Annotated in this window: 18 protein-coding genes and 1 pseudogene; 7 read left to right on the top strand and 12 right to left on the bottom strand. The window is 55.3% G+C overall.

What is annotated here, in order from left to right:
• Nucleotides 1-77 precede the first annotated feature (77 nt).
• Together CSE01S_RS20400 and CSE01S_RS20405 are read right to left on the bottom strand one after the other, a co-directional pair.
• Nucleotides 78-401, bottom strand: coding sequence for an AzlD domain-containing protein (locus CSE01S_RS20400; RefSeq protein ID WP_042292504.1), 324 nt, complete (start codon nt 399-401; stop codon nt 78-80).
• Complete coding sequence (locus CSE01S_RS20405; RefSeq protein WP_042292507.1) at nt 401-1,060, bottom strand: AzlC family ABC transporter permease; 660 nt, start codon at nt 1,058-1,060, stop codon at nt 401-403. Before CSE01S_RS20405 ends, CSE01S_RS20400 begins: the two co-directional genes overlap by 1 nt.
• A gap of 100 nt (nt 1,061-1,160) precedes the next feature.
• Between CSE01S_RS20405 and CSE01S_RS20410 the strand changes: the two genes are divergently transcribed.
• Both CSE01S_RS20410 and CSE01S_RS20415 read left to right on the top strand, forming a co-directional pair.
• On the top strand, nt 1,161-1,709 hold the full coding sequence (locus CSE01S_RS20410) for a helix-turn-helix domain-containing protein (RefSeq protein WP_042292509.1): 549 nt from the start codon (nt 1,161-1,163) through the stop codon (nt 1,707-1,709).
• A gap of 346 nt (nt 1,710-2,055) precedes the next feature.
• Nucleotides 2,056-3,447, top strand: a complete 1,392-nt coding sequence (locus CSE01S_RS20415) for a carbohydrate porin (protein ID WP_042292512.1) — start codon at nt 2,056-2,058, stop codon at nt 3,445-3,447.
• A 43-nt stretch (nt 3,448-3,490) separates the two neighbouring features.
• On the opposite strand, the gene rhaM is transcribed toward CSE01S_RS20415, so the two are convergent.
• The 6 genes and pseudogenes from rhaM to rhaB form a co-directional block, all read right to left on the bottom strand.
• Nucleotides 3,491-3,805 (bottom strand): L-rhamnose mutarotase, encoded by a 315-nt coding sequence (gene rhaM / locus CSE01S_RS20420; protein WP_042292513.1) that lies wholly within the window; start codon nt 3,803-3,805, stop codon nt 3,491-3,493.
• Nucleotides 3,802-4,950, bottom strand: coding sequence for a lactaldehyde reductase (gene fucO / locus CSE01S_RS20425; RefSeq protein WP_042292515.1), 1,149 nt, complete (start codon nt 4,948-4,950; stop codon nt 3,802-3,804). The genes rhaM and fucO overlap by 4 nt, the downstream gene beginning before the upstream one ends.
• A gap of 55 nt (nt 4,951-5,005) precedes the next feature.
• Nucleotides 5,006-5,125: pseudogene (locus tag CSE01S_RS23200) on the bottom strand (ABC transporter permease); the annotation flags it as partial.
• A 51-nt stretch (nt 5,126-5,176) separates the two neighbouring features.
• Entirely contained in the window at nt 5,177-6,004 is an 828-nt protein-coding gene (gene rhaD, locus CSE01S_RS20435) for a rhamnulose-1-phosphate aldolase (protein WP_042292520.1), read from the bottom strand.
• Nucleotides 6,005-6,068: 64 nt separating this feature from the next.
• Nucleotides 6,069-7,328, bottom strand: coding sequence for an L-rhamnose isomerase (rhaA, locus tag CSE01S_RS20440; protein WP_042292523.1), 1,260 nt, complete (start codon nt 7,326-7,328; stop codon nt 6,069-6,071).
• Nucleotides 7,325-8,794, bottom strand: a complete 1,470-nt coding sequence (gene rhaB, locus CSE01S_RS20445; protein WP_042292526.1) for a rhamnulokinase — start codon at nt 8,792-8,794, stop codon at nt 7,325-7,327. The genes rhaA and rhaB overlap by 4 nt, the downstream gene beginning before the upstream one ends.
• A gap of 302 nt (nt 8,795-9,096) precedes the next feature.
• Here rhaB and rhaS point away from each other — a divergent pair, with 302 nt between their 5' ends.
• A complete protein-coding gene (rhaS, locus tag CSE01S_RS20450) occupies nt 9,097-9,933 on the top strand; it encodes an HTH-type transcriptional activator RhaS (RefSeq protein ID WP_042292528.1) in 837 nt (278 codons plus the stop codon).
• A 155-nt stretch (nt 9,934-10,088) separates the two neighbouring features.
• Entirely contained in the window at nt 10,089-10,937 is an 849-nt protein-coding gene (gene rhaR / locus CSE01S_RS20455; protein WP_042292682.1) for an HTH-type transcriptional activator RhaR, read from the top strand.
• Here rhaR and rhaT read toward each other — a convergent pair.
• Complete coding sequence (rhaT, locus tag CSE01S_RS20460) at nt 10,934-11,968, bottom strand: L-rhamnose/proton symporter RhaT (protein ID WP_042292685.1); 1,035 nt, start codon at nt 11,966-11,968, stop codon at nt 10,934-10,936. The genes rhaR and rhaT overlap by 4 nt on opposite strands.
• A gap of 287 nt (nt 11,969-12,255) precedes the next feature.
• On the opposite strand from rhaT, the gene sodA reads away from it, so the two are divergent.
• Entirely contained in the window at nt 12,256-12,876 is a 621-nt protein-coding gene (gene sodA / locus CSE01S_RS20465) for a superoxide dismutase [Mn] (RefSeq protein WP_042292530.1), read from the top strand.
• 82 nt (nt 12,877-12,958) lie between these two features.
• Here the strand turns inward: sodA and CSE01S_RS20470 are convergent, their stop codons facing one another.
• Complete coding sequence (locus CSE01S_RS20470; RefSeq protein WP_042292532.1) at nt 12,959-13,849, bottom strand: dihydrodipicolinate synthase family protein; 891 nt, start codon at nt 13,847-13,849, stop codon at nt 12,959-12,961.
• Between the two features lie 153 nt (nt 13,850-14,002).
• Here CSE01S_RS20470 and yiiM point away from each other — a divergent pair, with 153 nt between their 5' ends.
• Entirely contained in the window at nt 14,003-14,674 is a 672-nt protein-coding gene (gene yiiM, locus CSE01S_RS20475) for a 6-hydroxyaminopurine reductase (protein ID WP_042292536.1), read from the top strand.
• A 123-nt stretch (nt 14,675-14,797) separates the two neighbouring features.
• Here yiiM and cpxA read toward each other — a convergent pair whose 3' ends face one another.
• The gene (gene cpxA, locus CSE01S_RS20480) at nt 14,798-16,171 is read right to left on the bottom strand and encodes an envelope stress sensor histidine kinase CpxA (RefSeq protein ID WP_042292539.1); all 1,374 of its coding nucleotides are present in this window, start codon (nt 16,169-16,171) and stop codon (nt 14,798-14,800) included.
• Nucleotides 16,168-16,866: an envelope stress response regulator transcription factor CpxR gene (cpxR, locus tag CSE01S_RS20485; RefSeq protein ID WP_042292540.1), complete on the bottom strand. Its 699-nt coding sequence runs from the start codon at nt 16,864-16,866 to the stop codon at nt 16,168-16,170. Before cpxR ends, cpxA begins: the two co-directional genes overlap by 4 nt.
• Before the next feature lie 150 nt (nt 16,867-17,016).
• On the opposite strand from cpxR, the gene cpxP reads away from it, so the two are divergent.
• Entirely contained in the window at nt 17,017-17,517 is a 501-nt protein-coding gene (gene cpxP, locus CSE01S_RS20490; protein WP_042292543.1) for a cell-envelope stress modulator CpxP, read from the top strand.
• Nucleotides 17,518-17,632: the final 115 nt, after the last annotated feature.

The following is a 17,632-nucleotide window of genomic DNA, read 5'->3' on the forward strand; positions in this document are numbered from 1 at the left end:
TACTTTCTACGCTTAATCAGAAAAATGAAACTCAGTTTTAAACAGGATGTGATCGCGATCGGCGATTGTTTTAGTGGTTAGTGCACTCCCGCCATTCTCAAGAGCGCCGTCACCACCGCCGCAGCGATAATCACCACAATCAGCGGCATTTTCCGCCAGGCGAGAAATACCGCGAAAGCCACGCCCAACACGCGCGCCATACCCGCAAAGTGTTCGCCTTCGTAGAAGGTGGTCGCCAGCGCAACGGAAAACAGCAATACCGTCGCGGCATCGGAAAGCAGCGCCTGCGAACGCTCGGAAAGCGCCAGACGACTCCCCAGCTTTGCGCCGCCGAGGCGCATCAGGTAGGTACCCGCCGATAAAATTGCGATGCCGAGGATAAACAGCGTCATGTTGCCCATTATTTTTTCCTCGTCAGTAAGCCAAGCAGGGAAAGCAGCACCGGCAGCCCGACCGGCGCAAAAGGCACGGCAGCAAGCGACACGGCGGCGCCGCTCAGGCCGCGAATTAAAGTAGTACGGTTTTTGAAAGCAGGTACCACAAGCGCGAGCAGGATCGCCGGGAACACGGCGTCGAGACCGATGGTTTCCGGCGCGGGCAGCAACTGTCCCACCACCGTACCCAGCAGGGTACCTACCGGCCAGAGAATGGCAACGCCCAGACCGCAAAGCCAGTAAGCGGCTTTACGCTGCTCCGGCGTTTTCTGCGACAGGCCAAACACCACGCTCTCATCGTTCATAATGTGGCAGCCCAAAAAGCTGGCGGCGCGGGTGCCGACCAGATCGCGCACCGTCACGCCGAAAGGTACGTGGCGGGCGTTAACCAGTAAACCGGCTGCCGCTGCCGCTAACGGGTTTCCGCCGCTGGCGACAATGCCGATGAACATGAATTCTGACGCGCCGGCCAGTACAAAAATCGAGAGCACAAACGGTACCCAGACCGGGAAACCGTAGGCCATCGCCAGCGAGCCGTAGGACATGCCCACTACGCCGACGGCCAGGCATACCAGAAATATCGCTTTTATCGTGTCTGCTTTCAGACTGGAAAAGAGGTGTTTCATCCATTTTAGCCATATCGAACGAGTTTCCATTATAATGAACGGAACATGATCGATTTACAAGACGAACGAATCGTTCGTTATAAAAAACGCGGAGACGTGAATGACACAGCCCATCAGCGTGATTGCTAAAAGTCTGGTACGCGAACGTCAGCGGACAGGACTGTCGCTGGCGGAAATCGCCCGCCGGGCAGGCATCGCCAAATCCACACTTTCACAGCTGGAAGCGGGAAACGGTAATCCTAGCCTGGAAACGCTCTGGTCGCTCTGCGTGGCGCTGGATATCCCCTTTGCGCGGCTGCTGGAACCGCAGGTGCAAAAAACGCAGGTGATTCGGCGGGGCGAAGGGACAAAAGTGGTGGCGGAGCAGGCGCACTATCAGGCCATTTTGCTGGCCGCGTGCCCCCCTGGCGCACGTCGCGATATCTATTTACTGCTGACCCAGCCGGGAGCCGACCGCGTTTCACAGCCCCATCCGCCCGGGTCGATAGAGCATATCATCGTGACGCAGGGTAAAGCGCTGGTTGGTCTGACCGACGCGCCGGAAGAATTAGGTGTGGGTGACTATATTTGTTACCCCGCCGATCGGGAACATATATTTAAGGCGCTGGCACCGGATACGCAGGCAATTCTGGTCGCTGAACAAAATTAAGATTATTTCGATTAATTCGAGCGTGGTGTAATAACGTCACGCTCAATGATTAATCAAAATTATATTTTCATTAAATCTATATTTATAACTTTTTACGATATTTCGTTTATTTCCCCGCTTTTGTTAGATTCCTCACGAACTGTGTATTTGCTGCATTTACACCAATAAATCAGGATGATAATAATTATTAGCCTGTGAAAACACCCGCAATCGCTGTTTAATCATTCATGGGTTCAATTGCTGGTGTCAATATATATAAAAATAAAATTGTTCTTATCTCATTATTCACCACGCGTATTCCTACAGGAAAATGCTGATCATTCTTTATTTCAAGGAAAGCGAATAAATGAAGAAATCGACGTTATCTTTAGCAATCGGATTATTATTAGTGGCAAATACCGGTTTCGCTAAAACAGCGCAATTGACTCTGGAACAACGGCTTGAGCAATTAGAGGCCCGACTGGCGGCGGCGGAAAACCGGGCGGCCCAGGCGGAAAGCCAGGTACAACAATTACAGGTCCAGCAGGCTGCGGAGATCCGCGAAATCAAAGCCGCTCAGGGCAACACTCCGGTTAACGGACAGACACCGACGGAAGAAACGCAGAAAAACGCCGCGACGCCAAATCTGCAGCTCTCCGGCTACGGCGATTTGAAAATCTACGGCGATGTGGAATTCAACATGGATGCCGAAAGCAAACATGGCCTGCTGGCGATGACCAATGCCAATATGGATCCTGACACAACGAATGAACAATGGGATCTGAATGGCCGTATCCTGCTGGGTTTTGACGGGATGCGGAAGCTGGATAACGGCTATTTCGCTGGCTTCTCGGCGCAGCCGTTAGGGGACATGTCCGGCACGGTGGACATTGATGACGCGGTCTTCTTCTTCGGCAAGGAAAACGACTGGAAGGTGAAAGTCGGGCGTTTCGAAGCCTACGATATGTTCCCGCTGAATCAGGATACGTTTGTGGAACATTCCGGCAATACCGCTAACGATCTGTACGACGACGGCAGCGGCTATATCTACATGATGAAAGAAGGGCGCGGACGTTCCGACGCGGGCGGTAACTTCCTTGTCAGCAAGCAAATCGATAACTGGTATTTCGAACTCAACACCCTGCTGGAAGACGGTACCGCGCTGTTTAATGAGGGTGACTACCATGGTCGTGAGATGGATCAACAGAAAAACGTTGCCTATCTGCGCCCGGTTATCGCGTGGTCAAAAGATGAGTTCTCGGTGGCCGCGGCGATGGAATCGAACGTGGTCAATAACGCCTACGGCTACACCGACGCACAGGGCGACTTTGTCGATCAGTCCGACCGCACCGGCTATGGCTTAACCATGACCTGGGACGGCTTAAAGACCGATCCGGACAACGGAGTGGTGCTTAACGTCAGCACCGCGTATCTGGATGCCAGCAGTGAAAAAGACTTTACCGCCGGGGTGAACGCCCTGTGGAAGCGCTTTGAGCTGGGGTATATTTACGCGCATAATAAGATTGATGAATATTCAGGTGTCGTCTGCGACGATGATTGCTGGATTAACGATGAAGGCACCTATGACATTCATACTATTCATGCGTCCTATCAGTTCGCCAACGTGATGGATATGGAGAACTTCAATATTTATCTCGGTACCTATTATTCCATCATGAACAGCGACGGCGATGACGTTCACGGCGACGATTCCGACGACCGCTACGGCGCCCGCGTTCGCTTCAAATATTACTTCTGATGCAAAAAGGCCCGGTATTCACCGGGCCTGGACTCACTGGCGCTTACGCCAGATAAAACACTTCCTTCAGTTCCGCGCTGACCGGGCTGTTGTCCGGGTTTGCGGGCATCACGTCGCGCATATGTTTCCACCAGCGCTGACACACGTCAGTATTCGCGACCGCGTTCCAGCGCTCTTCGGACTCAATCTCCACGGTGGCGAACAGCAGGTTGCGCGCTTCGTCGAGATAGATCGCATAGTGATGCGCGCCGTGCGCTTTTAGCACCGCTTCCAGCTCCGGCCAGATGGGGTTATGGCGGCGCTGATACTCTTCGTGCGCGTCGCCGTTAACCTGCATCACGAATGCTTTACGGATCATAACGCCTCCAGGTATAGCTCGCGGACTTCATCACGGCTGGCAGTGCGCGGGTTGCATGGCGCGCATGGGTCAGCCAGCGCTTTATCCAGCCAGCCTTCGATGTCCTCTTTGGTTACGCCGAGTGCGCTGAACCCTTCCGGAATACCCACGCGTTTGCTCAGGGCGCGGATCGCATTAATCGCTTCCATACTTGCCGCTTCATCGCTCATGCCGCGGGTATCCACCCCCATCGCTCCGGCGATGCGGGCAAAACGCGCGACGGCGTTCGGGCGGTTAAAGTTTTCAATGATCGGCAGCAGAATGGCGTTGCAAACGCCGTGCGGCAGGTTGTGAGTCGCGCCCGGCTGATGCGCCAGCGCATGAACCAGCCCCAGGCCGGCGCTGTTGAATGCCATCCCCGCCAGATACTGACCGAACGCCATCTGCTCACGGGCTTCCATGTTGTGGCCATCATCCACGGCTTTCGGCAGCCACAGGTTGATCAGACGGATAGCTTCCAGCGCGTTAGCGTCGGTTAGCGGGTGCGCGCCAACGGAAACGTAGGCTTCCACCGCGTGGGTCAGGGCATCCATACCGGTCGCCGCGGTGACGGACGCCGGAATATCCAGCATCACGCTGGCATCGTCTACCGCAATATCCGGAATGATATTCGGGTCGATGATCACTTCTTTTACCTGACGTTCGGCGTCAATAATCACCGCGTTGCTGGTCATCTCAGCCGCTGTCCCGGCGGTGGTGTTGATCGCGACCAGCGGTACGCCCGGGTTCTTCACTTTGCCCACGCCGGAATAGGACGTGGATGGCGCCGGATTAGCGGTAAGGATTTTCACCGCTTTGGCGGTATCGATTGGGCTGCCGCCGCCAAATGCGATGATGTAGTCGCAGTTCGTCTCCTGATACGCCGCGTAACCCTTTTGCACCAGCGCTTCGGTTGGATTCGGGAACACCTCGTCAAACAGGTGATACGACATCTGGTGCGCATCCAGCGCGGTGAACAGGCTATCGAGTAGCCCAAGCTTCACCAATTGACCGTCGGTGACGATCAGCGCTTTTCCCCACTGCTTGTTCGCAACCAGATTCACCATATCGCCAATCGCCCCTGCGCCGTGCAGGCTGATTTTGGGAAGTGCCAGCATAAAGCTCATGTTATTCTCCTTAATTACGATGAAATTATGTCCGGCGGCGCTGCGCTTGCATGGCGCCGGAACCGCCAGGGATAGGGATGCCGCTCAGTACCCCACAGGCTGCCACGGCCTGCCAGTCAAAACCGTTAGCCACATCGACATATGCAACAGCGAAACGGGAGATCCACATATTGCCGCTCTGGTAAGGTTTCAGCGCGGCAACGGTGAGCGGGGCGCGATGTTGCGATTAATACAGTTCTAATGCGCTGGCGAGTGGGGTGACGCCGAAACGTTTACCCAGCGCGATCAGTTCTTCACGGCTGATGGTTTGCTTCATGCCGCCCATCGACAACACTTTGACTAACACTTCGGCGGACTTCTCTGCGGTGTCGATCAGGCCGAACGCTTCATCCAGCGTCGGGCCGCTGCCAAACACGCCGTGGAACGGCCACAGGACCAGCGAATGTTTTTGCATTTCCTGTGCGGTGGCCTGGCCGATGTCGTCGGTGCCCGGCACCATCCACGGCAGAATGCCGACGCCGTCCGGGAACACCACCAGACACTCGGTACTGCCTTCCCACAGCTTGCGGGTGATGAGATCGGTGCTGTTTTCCAGCACGTAGGTCAGGGCGATCAGGTTGGTCGCGTGGCAGTGCATGATCACACGATCTTTGCCATGGGTCGCGTTGATGCGCTCGCAGTGGGAGAGGAAGTGCGCCGGCAGTTCAGAGGTCGGCACCGCCTCGTGGGTCAGTCCCCATAAAATGTGATAGCCCGCGCCGTCGCTATCGACTTTCACCACGCCTAAATTGGCTGCCGGGTCGAGCTGCACATTGCGGAAAAATTTACCGGAACCGGTCACGATAAACGGCGTGTTCGCCAACAGCGGCATTGGCTGGCTCAGGGCGATGTAACGTGGCGCGGCGTGGAAGTCTGCGCTGAACGGCGCAATATCCGCCTCGTCGAGACGCAGCGTCAGGTTGCCGCCGTTGCGCTCGTCCCAGCCTTTCAGCCAGGCATCGGAGGTGGCTTTGATCATCCCCTGAACAAACCAGGAATCGGTAATGTTTTGCATAATATAGTGTACCTGTCTCATTATTTGCCCGATGGCGCTGGGCCGATCGGGCCTACGATTTGTCTTAACGACGTTGACTGAGGAGCGCTTTCTCGTATGCGCGTACGTTTTCCAGCCACTGGCTACCGGCTGGCGTATCGTGACGCTGGCAGTACATTTCCCAAACCGCCTGCCACGGCAGTGATTTTTGTTCTTCCAGCAGCGCCAGACGCGCGGTGTAATCGCCGCTGGCTTCCAGCTGGCGCAGTTGTTCTGTTGGCTCCAGCAACGCGCGCAGCAGCGCTTTTTTCATGTTGCGGGTGCCGATAACCCATGCCGCGATGCGGTTGATGGAGGCGTCGAAGAAATCGAGACCGATATGGACGCGGTCGAACAAATTGTGGCGTACGATCTCGCTGGCGATCGCCTGGGTCTCGTCGTCCAGCAGCACCACGTGGTCGCTGTCCCAACGGACCGGGCGGCTGACGTGCAGCAGCAGGCGCGGCACGTAAAGCATCGCGGCAGAGATCTTGTCGGAAATCACTTCAGTTGGATGGAAGTGGCCTGCGTCCAGGCACAGCGCGGTCTGGCGGCTGGTGGCATAGCCCATATAAAATTCGTTGGAGCCGACGGTGTAGCTTTCCGCGCCGATGCCAAACAGTTTGCTTTCCACGGCATCGATGTGATGCGCTGGATCGAGTTTCTCGCTGATCACCTCGTCCAGTGCGTCCAGCAGACGCTGGCGCGGCGCTAAGCGGTCAACGGTAATGTCTTTCATGCCGTCCGGGATCCAGATATTCATCACCGACGGCGTGCCCAGTTGTTCGCCAAAGTAAGCGGAAACGCGGCGGCTGGCCTTGCAGTGATCGATCCAGAACTGACGGGTTTTGTCGTCGGCATGGGAAAGGGTGAAGCCGTCTGCGCTCAACGGATGCGAGAAGCAGGACGGGTTAAAGTCCAGCCCGAGCTGGTTCGCTTTTGCCCATTCCACCCAGTTTTTAAAGTGTTCCGGTTTTATCTGGTCGCGGGAAACCGGGGTCTCCGACTCCAGATAAATGGCGTGCAGGTTCAGGCGCTTCGGCCCTGGGATCAGGCTCAGCGCTTGCTCAAGGTCGGCGCGAAGCTCCGTGGCGTTACGTGCTTTACCCGGGTAGTTGCCGGTGGCCTGAATGCCGCCGGTAAGCGATCCTTCCGGATTTTCAAAACCGGCTACGTCATCGCCCTGCCAGCAGTGCATGGATACCGGCAGACGATCGAGCTGGCGCAGCGCCTCCTCGACATCAATACCTACAGCGGCGAAGCGTTGTTTCGCCAGTTCCCAGGCTTGTTCCAGTTGAGTGGTCATGCGCAAAGCTCCTTTGTCTGTCGTTTTGCGTGAAATTGCGCGACATAGCGGGCAATTTCACTGTCAGGATGAGGGGTAAAAGTCGTCAGGTTATAGTTGGCGGTGACCACCTGGCGGAAGTCATCGACGTTGCTCAGTTCATCTAAGGTCATCAGTTGAATGCCGATATTACCGAGCGTAGAGGCTTCGATCGGACCGGCCATCACGCGGATGCCGCAGGCGTCGGCGCAGAGTTGGTTAAGCAGGGCGTTCTGGCAGCCGCCGCCGACGATGTGTAACTGGGTGAAGGCCTCGCCGCGCAGGGCCGCCAGTTCTTCAAGCACATCGGCGTACAGCAGCGCCAGGCTGTCGAAAATGCAGCGCGCCAGTTCCGCGTCGCTGACCGGTACCGGTTGTCCGGATTCGCGGCAGGCCGCCTGTATTTCCGCGCACATGTCGTCCGGGTTGATAAAGCGATCGTCGTTAGGGTTGATCAGGAAGCGGCAGGCTTTTAACGTCTGCGTTTCGGCGATCAGCGCAGGGAGATCGCCGATCTGGCGTTCTTTCAGCACGCGCTGGAGCAGCCACAGCCCCATGATATTTTTCAGCACCCGGTAACGGCCTTCCGCGCCGCCTTCGTTGGTGATATTGGCCGCCAACGCCGCGTCGTTGGTGTACGGCGTACGGCTTTCAAAGCCCATTAACGACCAGGTTCCCGACGAGAGGTAGGCGCTATGGGTATCGGCCAGCGGAGAGGCGATCACCGCGCTGGCGGTGTCATGACTGGCGACGGCAACCACCGGAATTGCGTTCTTCTGCGGACAAATCCAGTAGCCAATGACATTGCCGGGATGCGTAGGGCGGCCAAACCAGGTTTTCTCCGCACCGGTCCAGGCCAGCAGGGTCTCATCCCAGTCGTCGCTGTTGATATTGACCAGTTGGGTGGTGGTGGCGTTGGTGTATTCCCAGTTCATTTCGCCGGTAAGACGATAGCTGAAGTAGTCAGGGATCAGCAGCGCGTGAGCCACTTGCGACACCAGTTCTGGCTGCTGTTCGACCAGCGCGCGCAGTTGGTACAGCGTATTGAACGGCAGAAACTGGATCCCGCTACGCTGATAAATATCGCCTTTACCGATCTGCGCCTGCGCCAGCGGCATAATGCCGGTGGTGCGGCTGTCGCGGTAGGAGACCGGTAGCCCGACCCGCTGGCCCTGCTTATCCAGCAGGACATAGTCCACACCCCAGGTGTCGATGCCGATGCTGTCAATGCGGATGCCTTCATCGCAAACTTTCTCCAGCCCGAGGCGAATGGCGTCTTCAAGACTGTCGACGTCCCACGTATCAAAACCGTCCTGTTTTTGCAGGCAGTTTACGAAGCGGTGGATTTCACGCAGCGTCAGGGTGCGATGTTCACTGTCATAGCGCGCCAGCATTACGCGTCCGCTGGATGCGCCGAGATCGACAGCGACACAATGGCGAAAAGTCATAGCGAGGTCCTTCTGAGTTTCATTGCGCTCAGTCTAAAAAACCTCGTCATGGCTCACCTTCTTGTTACTGACAGCCATAATTAGCCGCTGGCAAGAAAGCAAAGATGAACGTGATAGCGTTCACAGTTTCCAGTTATACCGCCCCGTTTTCCTGATGTGATGTCGACCGCATTTCCGGATCTTTCCCGCCTTTTCTTGAAAAATTGACGCTGTTTGCTCAGTTTCGTGTCGAAAATTTAAGGTGAGGTTGATAACCCTTAATTACTATTTTGCCATGTTCATTTCATCCGGAAGGGATCATCATGACCGTACTGCACAGCGTGGATTTTTTCCCATCAGGTAAAGCGCCTGTCGCCATTGAGCCCCGGCTGCCACAGTCTGCCTTTCCGGAGCATCACCATGATTTTCATGAAATTGTGATTGTGGAACACGGCACAGGCATCCATGTGTTTAACGGACAGCCGTATACCATTAGCGGCGGCACCGTCTGTTTTGTTCGCGATCACGATCGGCACTTATATGAACACACCGATAACCTTTGCCTGACCAATGTGCTCTACCGTTCGCCCGATGCGTTCCAGTTTTTGTCCGGGCTGGATCAACTGCTGCCCCAGGAACAGGATGGGGCGTACCCTTCGCACTGGCGGGTGAACCAAAGCGTGCTTCAACAGGTGCGCCACCTGGTGGCGCAGATGGAACAACGCGATGAAGAAATGGATCTCCCCGCGCTGGCGAACCGCGAAATTGTGTTTATGCAACTGCTGGTATTACTGCGCAGAAGCAGTCTGATGGAAGGGGCGGAAAATAACGACGCGCGACTGAATCAACTGATGGCGTGGCTGGAAGACCATTTCGCCGAAGAAGTATGCTGGGAGGCGCTGGCTGACCGGTTCTCGCTGTCGCTGCGTACTCTGCATCGTCAGCTCAAGCAGCACACCGGGCTGACGCCCCAGCGCTATCTTAATCGCCTTCGTCTTATCAAAGCTCGCCACCTCCTGCGACACAGTGATGAAAGCGTAACGGACATCGCCTATCACTGCGGTTTCGGCGACAGTAACCACTTTTCGACGCTATTTCGTCGCGAGTTTAACTGGTCGCCACGCGATATCCGTCAGGGACGCGATGCGTTACTTCAGTAACGCGAATGCAGTCACCGTTTTTTGCTGCGAGATTTGTTAGTAATGATGCAATGATGGAGCCGGATAGCGATGCGTTAGCGTTCTATCCGGCCTGCGTGTCACGCTTTTTGTAGGCCGGGTAAGGCGGTAACCGTCATCCGGCAGGGAAGACTTTGGTGGCGAATCAGTTAGTCCTGTTAAAAAAAGACTTTTTTGCCGGTGATGAACAGGCTGTCGCCGTCGCCGATCGCTATCCGCAGAGCGTGTTTGCTGAACATACCCATGAATTCTGTGAACTGGTAATGGTGTGGCGTGGTAACGGGCTGCACGTGCTCAATGATCGTCCGTACCGGATTACGCGTGGCGATCTGTTTTACATTCGCGCGGAAGACAAGCACTCCTACACCTCGGTTAATGACCTCGTGCTGCAGAATATTATCTATTGCCCGGAGCGGCTTAAGCTGAACCTTGCCTGGGAGAGCGCCATTCCCGGTTTCAACGGTACGCCAAGACAGCCGCACTGGCGATTGGGCAGCGCCGGAATGACCCAGGCGCGCCAGGTGATTAACCAGCTTGAGCATGAAAGTCATCAGCACGATCCGCTGGTTAATGACATGGCGGAACTGTTGTTCGGGCAACTGGTGATGACGTTGAAGCGTCACCGCTACGCTACCGACAACCTGCCAGCCACTTCCAGCGAAACCCTGCTTGATAAACTGATCACCGCGCTGGCGGGTAGCCTTGAGCGCCCGTTCGCGCTGGATGCATTTTGCGATCGGGAAGGGTGTAGCGAGCGCGTGCTGCGCCAGCAGTTCCGCAATCAGACCGGTATGACCATCAACCAGTATCAGCGCCAGGTGCGCGTCTGCCATGCGCAATATTTGCTTCAGCACAGCCGCCTGATGATCAGTGAAATTTCGATGCAGTGCGGGTTTGAGGACAGTAACTATTTTTCGGTGGTGTTCACCCGGGAAACCGGGATGACGCCCAGTCAGTGGCGTCATCTCAGTACTCAAACCGATTAACTGGCCATTCCCAGACCAACGATATTGGCGGCAATAATGATGACCACACAGCCCAGACTCAGTACACCGACAGGACGACGTCCGGCGTTGTTCCACTCTTTCAGTACCAGTCCGACGATCCCGCCGCAGAGTACGTAGAAGCTCATGTGCAGCATCCAGCTAATGTAGTCGTACTGCGCCGGAATGCGCGCGTGGCCCCAGGCGTAAAAGAAGAACTGTAAGTACCACATCAGACCGCCCAGCGCGGAGAGCAGTATGTTGGAGACGATCAGCGGTTTTGCCAGCGAGAAGTCGGCTTTTATCGACAGATCTTTTACTTTTGCCAGACGAATAAAGCAGAAGCCAAGGTTAACCAGCGCGCCGCCGCCCATAATCACCACATAGCTTGGCAGAGCGACATACAGCGGATCGACACCCAGCGCGGCAGCCGCTTCGTGCATCGGTTTTGCAGCGTTCATCGCAAAGGACATCCCGGCAGAGAAGATGCCGCACATCACTGCCAGCAACAGGCCTTTTTTCAGATTGAAATCCTCGGCCTTGATGCCCATTTTACGCTCTTTAAGCTGACCGGCGCGGGTGACGATCGCGACGCCAATCAGCGCCACCAGCACGCCCAGCAGCGTCATCCGCCCGCCTTCGGTGTTGATCAGCACATCAAAATTGCCGTTGATGATAGGCGTCATCAGCGTACCGACAATCAGCGTGATGCCAATCGCGATACCAATGCCCATCGACATGCCGAGATAGCGCATTGTCAGGCCATAGTTGATGTTGCCGATACCCCACATGGCGCCGAACAGGAACACGGGCAGCAGAGTAGAAAGATTGAAGGAGCTGAAATAGCCCCAGAAGTCAGGCAACAACATGGCGCTGATGGCCCAGGGCAGGATCAGCCAGGAGACTATGCCCCCCACCGACCACATGGTTTCCCATGACCACTGTTTAACTTGTTTGAACGGGGCATAGAAACAGGCTGCACTGGCCGCACCTATCAAATGCCAAAAGATACCCATCGTAATCGCGTTACTCATCACGTCATCCTCATTGTTTTTATCGTCGGTTTTACCCATCCGACGTCATGAGTTTAAAAAGTGCGCAGATACATAACCTTTTAACGGTTGCCGCAGTCACGGCGTTGATGGCAATCAGGACGTTAACTGAGTGATTTGGCTCACATATCAGGTAAAGTGAGAAAAAAAGATATCCCTACAAAAACTACGGCATTGATAATCATTTTCAATATCATTTAATTAACTATAATGAACCAACTGCTTACGCGGCATTAACACCCAGCCGCTCGACAATAATGGAGATGATTATGAGTTATACACTGCCATCCCTGCCGTACGCTTACGATGCACTGGAACCGCACTTCGATAAGCAGACGATGGAAATCCACCATACCAAACACCACCAGACTTACGTTAACAACGCTAACGCAGCGCTGGAAAGCCTGCCGGAACTGGCCGCGCTGCCGGTTGAAGAACTGATTACGAAGCTGGATCAGGTGCCTGCGGACAAGAAAACGGTTCTGCGTAACAACGCGGGCGGCCATGCTAACCACAGCCTGTTCTGGAAAGGCCTGAAAAAAGGCACCACCCTGCAGGGCGACCTGAAAGCCGCTATCGAGCGCGACTTCGGTTCCGTTGATAACTTCAAAGCGGAATTCGAGAAAGCCGCTGCCACCCGTTTCGGCTCCGGCTGGGCGTGGCTGGTGCTGCAAGGCGATAAACTGGCTGTTGTTTCTACCGCCAACCAGGACTCCCCGCTGATGGGTGAAGCGATTTCTGGCGCATCCGGCTTCCCGATCCTGGGTCTGGACGTGTGGGAGCACGCTTACTACCTGAAATTCCAGAACCGCCGTCCGGACTACATCAAAGAGTTCTGGAACGTGGTGAACTGGGACGAAGCTGCGGCGCGTTTCGCGGCTAAAAAATAATTTGTCTGCCGGATGGCGCGGTGACGCCATCCGGTACGCATCAGCAGGCCCGGTGAGCGAGAGCGCCGCCGGGCCTGTTTTTTTATCTGCCAAAAACGGTATCGATCGTCTGGCATTGTTGCGCATTCAGTTCCCCACCCGCGTTGCGCGACACGCCGGTGCAATAGCCAAACTTGCGCGATACCACTGTTTTAATGGTGGTGACAAAATCCTCGCCGATGGCGTAAATCGACATATAAACGCCGATCTTCTGCTGGATATCGCGCAGGGTGGCGAGGTCGCCCGCCCTGAATGCCTCGCGCGCGCTGACAAACAACTCCGGCATTACGTTGTTCAGCCCGGAAATAATCCCCGCACCGCCTGCCAGCAGGTTAGGAATGTAATATTCGTCATAACCGGACAGTACCGCGAAATCATCGCGTACCGCGCGCGTCGCCTGGATCATGCTGCGGGTATGCGACTGACAGTCGACGGTATCTTTAATGCCGGCGAAGTTCGGGAATTCGCCGGCGAGGGTTGCGACCAGCTCCGGCGTTAAATCGCAGCCGGTACGCGCCGGAAAGTTATAGGCGAACCATTTGCCGCTGAGCTGTTGCCCAAGCTGGCGAAAATAGCGCAATAGCTGGGTTGGCGTCTGGCCGTAGTAATACGGCGGCAAAACCATCACCGCGTCATAGCCTGTGAGATACGCTTCCTTCGCCATCAGCAGCACGTCCTGCGTACAGGTTGAGGAGACGTTAGCAACCATTTTTAGCGTGCTCATGGCGCGCGCCTCACGAATCAATAACAGACGCTCTTCTAACGAGAAGGAGGCGAATTCCCCGATACTGCCCATCAGTAAAATGACGTCGATTCTGGCCTCTGTCAGGCGGCTCAGGTGTTGCTTAAGCCCGTTGAGATCGATTTTGCCGTCATTATCCATTGGCGTAATGGAGGGACACCAGACGCCAGCAAACTGCGTTTGACCTGTCACGTTGTTGACTCCTTATTCTGAAATGGCGTTTCAAAAGACCATTCATTGATAACATGTCTCTTACTGCATCATGTGAACCGTGCTCTCATTTTGCGCACCTGAGGTAAAATAATTATGGTTAAATAGAGCAAATTTATCGGGGAGAGGGACCAGATGCGCTATCCAGTAGAGGTATTTACCGGCAAGATTCAGGACTACGCGGGAAACCGCCCCAGTGCGATCGCCAAAATTCAGGTGGATGGCGAACTTAAGCTCACCGAACTCGGTCTGGAAGGCGACCAGCAGGCGGAAAAGAAAATCCACGGCGGGCCGGATCGCGCGCTGTGTCATTACCCCCGCGAGCATTACGGCTGGTGGGCGCGTGAATTCCCCGTGCAGGCGGAGCGGTTCGTGGCGCCGGCATTTGGTGAAAATCTCTCAACCGAAGGACTCACCGAAGAGAACGTCTTTATTGGCGATATTTTTCGCTGGGGCGAGGCGCTGATCCAGGTTACGCAGCCTCGTTCGCCGTGTCATAAGCTTAACTTCCATTTCGGCATCAGCGATATGGCAAGCCAGATGCAAAACAGCGGCAAAACCGGCTGGCTGTGCAGCGTGATTGCCGCCGGGAACGTGTCGACGGACGCGCCGCTGGAGCTGGTCTCCCGTATTAGCGACGTGTCGGTGCAGGAAGCCATCGCGATTGCATGGCATATGCCGTTCGATGATGAGCAGTATCATCGTTTGCTGTCAGCGGCAGGGCTGTCGAAAAGCTGGACCAGAACAATGCAGAAACGCCGCCTGAGCGGCAAGATAGAAGATCAGTCGCGGCGTCTGCGCGGCTGAAACCTTTATCGCCATCCGGCAACGAAACGTGCCTGATGGCGTTGCTTAACAAGACCTACGGGCATACAAGGATGTGCAGGCCGGACAAGACGTTTTCGTCGCCGTCCGGCACGACAACGTGAGTTACGAACGCTTATACAGCGGCAGCCAGATCACCAGCCGTAGCCCGCCGAGCGGGCTGTCTTCGGCTTTCACCCAGCCACGGTGCTGTTGAATTGCAGTTTCAACAATCGCCAGCCCCAGTCCTGTTCCGCCAGATTCGCGATCGCGCGCTTCGTCTGTCCGGTAAAACGGCCGGAAGATTTGTTCCCGGTCTTCTGGGCTAACGCCCGGCCCGTCGTCATCCACAGTGATCGTAATGCCGTCTTTATCCACCGCGAAGCCAACTTCGATCTTCGTATGGGAATAGCGCAGCGCGTTACGAACAATATTTTCCAGCGCGCTTTCCAGCGCGTTCGGGTTGCCATACAGCGGCCAGGGTCCCGGCGGGAAGTTCACCGTGAACGATTTACCCATCTGCTCAGCTTCAAAGGCGGCGTTATCCAACACCTCACCCCACAGCTGATTTGCTTTCATCGTTTCGCTGACCAGCGCGTTTTTCTGCTGATTGCGCGACATCACTAACAGGTCGTTGATCATGCTATCCAGACGCTGTGCTTCGGTCTCGATGCGCTCAAGCTCTTTGCTTTCGCCGCTGCGGCGGCGCAACAGCGCGGTGCCCAACTGCAGGCGAGTGAGCGGCGTTCTCAGTTCATGCGAGATATCCGACAGCAGACGCTGTTGGGTGGTCATCATGCGTTCCAGCGCGGTCACCATCTGGTTGAAACTGGCCCCTGCTGCAAGGAATTCCTGCGGGCCAGCTTCCAGCTCCGGATGCTGACGCAGGTTACCCTGGGCCACCTCATCCGCCGCGTTTTTCAGCTTGCGCGCTGGTTTCGCCAGGCTCCAGGCCAGCCACAGCAGCAGTGGCGAACTCACCAGCATGGTGACAATCAACAACAACAATGGGCGGTCAAACAGCAGGTTAATAAAATCGGATTGGGAATTGCTGGCCGGCCGAATCAGGTAAAGCTGGTAGTTATCTTCGCCGTCTCTCACCGAGAACGGCCCTACCATCTCTACGCGACCATACTTTTTCTTCTGCGGATGATCGGCGTTATCCGCCTGACCAATGAAGTTACGAATGATCTGCATTTCACTGCGTTCTGCGCCGATCACCCGTCCTTCGGTGGTCACAAGCAATAACCGCTGTCCCGGCGGCGCCCACTTGTCTATCGCGCGGAACAAGCGACGCCACCACATCAAATCATTGGGTGGATCGTTCGCAAGTTCAGCTTCTACGTGTTGCTCTATCATCAACCCCTGGCGCTGTTCGCTGTCCAGCAGCTCGGTCATTTGACGCGAGTCGAGCTTGGGCAACATCAGTACCAGCATCAACACCAGCGCCAGCGTCAACCAGAAGATGGCAAAGATGCGCGCGGTTAAGCTCCCTATCATGAAGCGGAGACCATCAGATAGCCACGACCACGCAGGGTTTTAAACCACGGATGCCCGTCTTTACGTTCCGGCAGCTTGCGGCGCAGGTTCGAGATATGCATATCAATAGCGCGGTCGAATGGCGTCAGGCGTTTACCCAGCACTTCCTGGCTTAAATGTTCACGCGAGACCACCTGCCCAAGATGCTGCGCCAGCAGGTAAAGCAGGGTGAACTCGGTGCCGGTGAGCTCCAGGGTCTGGCCGTCAAAGCTGGCCTCCTGGCGGCCCGGATTCAGGCTCAGCGCGTCGACTTCCAGCGTCGGCGAGCCGTTATCGCTGCTCTGCTGCTGTTCGCTCCAGTGTGAACGGCGCAGAATCGCGCGGATACGCGCAACCAGTTCGCGGTCGTTAAACGGTTTGGGTAAATAATCATCTGCGCCCAGCTCAAGGCCGAGAACGCGATCCAGTTCGCTGCCGCGGGCGGTCAGCATAATTACGGGGGTCTGGTGTGTCTGACGAAGCGCTTTCAGCGTATCGATACCGTTTTTCTTCGGCATCATCACATCAAGCAAAAGTAAATCGATGCTGTCGTCCAGAAGCTCCAGCGCCTGTTCCCCATCATGGGCAACCAGCACCGTGAAGCCTTCCATTTCGAGCAGTTCCTTTAAAAGGGATGTCAACTCTCGGTCATCATCAACTAACAGGATTTTATTCATTGTTTACGTACCTCCGAGGCAGAAATTACGACATCAAGCGCCGCTAATCCATGACTTTACGTTGTTTTACACCCCCTGACGCATGTTTGCAGCCCGAATCGTAGACTGTCTCTCGTTGAATCGCGACAGAAAAGATTTTGGGAGCAAGTGATGCGCAAAGTTACCGCTGCCGTCATGGCCTCAACGCTGGCACTCAGTACATTGAGCCATGCTGCTGAAGTCGTTACAGGCGATAACTGGCACCCGGGCGAACCTTCGGCGCCGCGCACTGTACAAAGCCATATGTTTGACGGCATAAGTTTAACCGAACATCAACGTCAACAGATGCGAGATCTGATGCAACAGGCCCGGCACGAACAGCCTCCTGTTAATGTTAGCGAAATGGAGACAATGCATCGCCTTGTCACCGCAGAAAAATTTGATGAAAACGCTGTACGCGCTCAGGCAGAAAAAATGGCGCAGGCCCAGGTTGCCCGACAGGTCGAAATGGCTAAAGTCCGCAATCAGATGTATCGCCTGCTTACGCCCGAGCAACAAGCGGTTTTAAACGAGAAACATCAACAACGAATGGAGCAGTTGCGCGACGTGACGCAATGGCAAAAAAGTTCATCGTTGAAGTTATTGAGTAGTAGCAACTCACGTTCCCAGTAACAAACCCTGTTTTCCTTGCCATAGACACCATCCCTGTCTTCCCCCACATGATGTGGGGGTTTTTTTTGCCTGAAAATTGTCATCGTCATATTCCATTACTGTTTATCGCCTTCCG

Source organism: Citrobacter sedlakii NBRC 105722, assembly GCF_000759835.1.
Classification (GTDB): domain Bacteria; phylum Pseudomonadota; class Gammaproteobacteria; order Enterobacterales; family Enterobacteriaceae; genus Citrobacter_A; species Citrobacter_A sedlakii.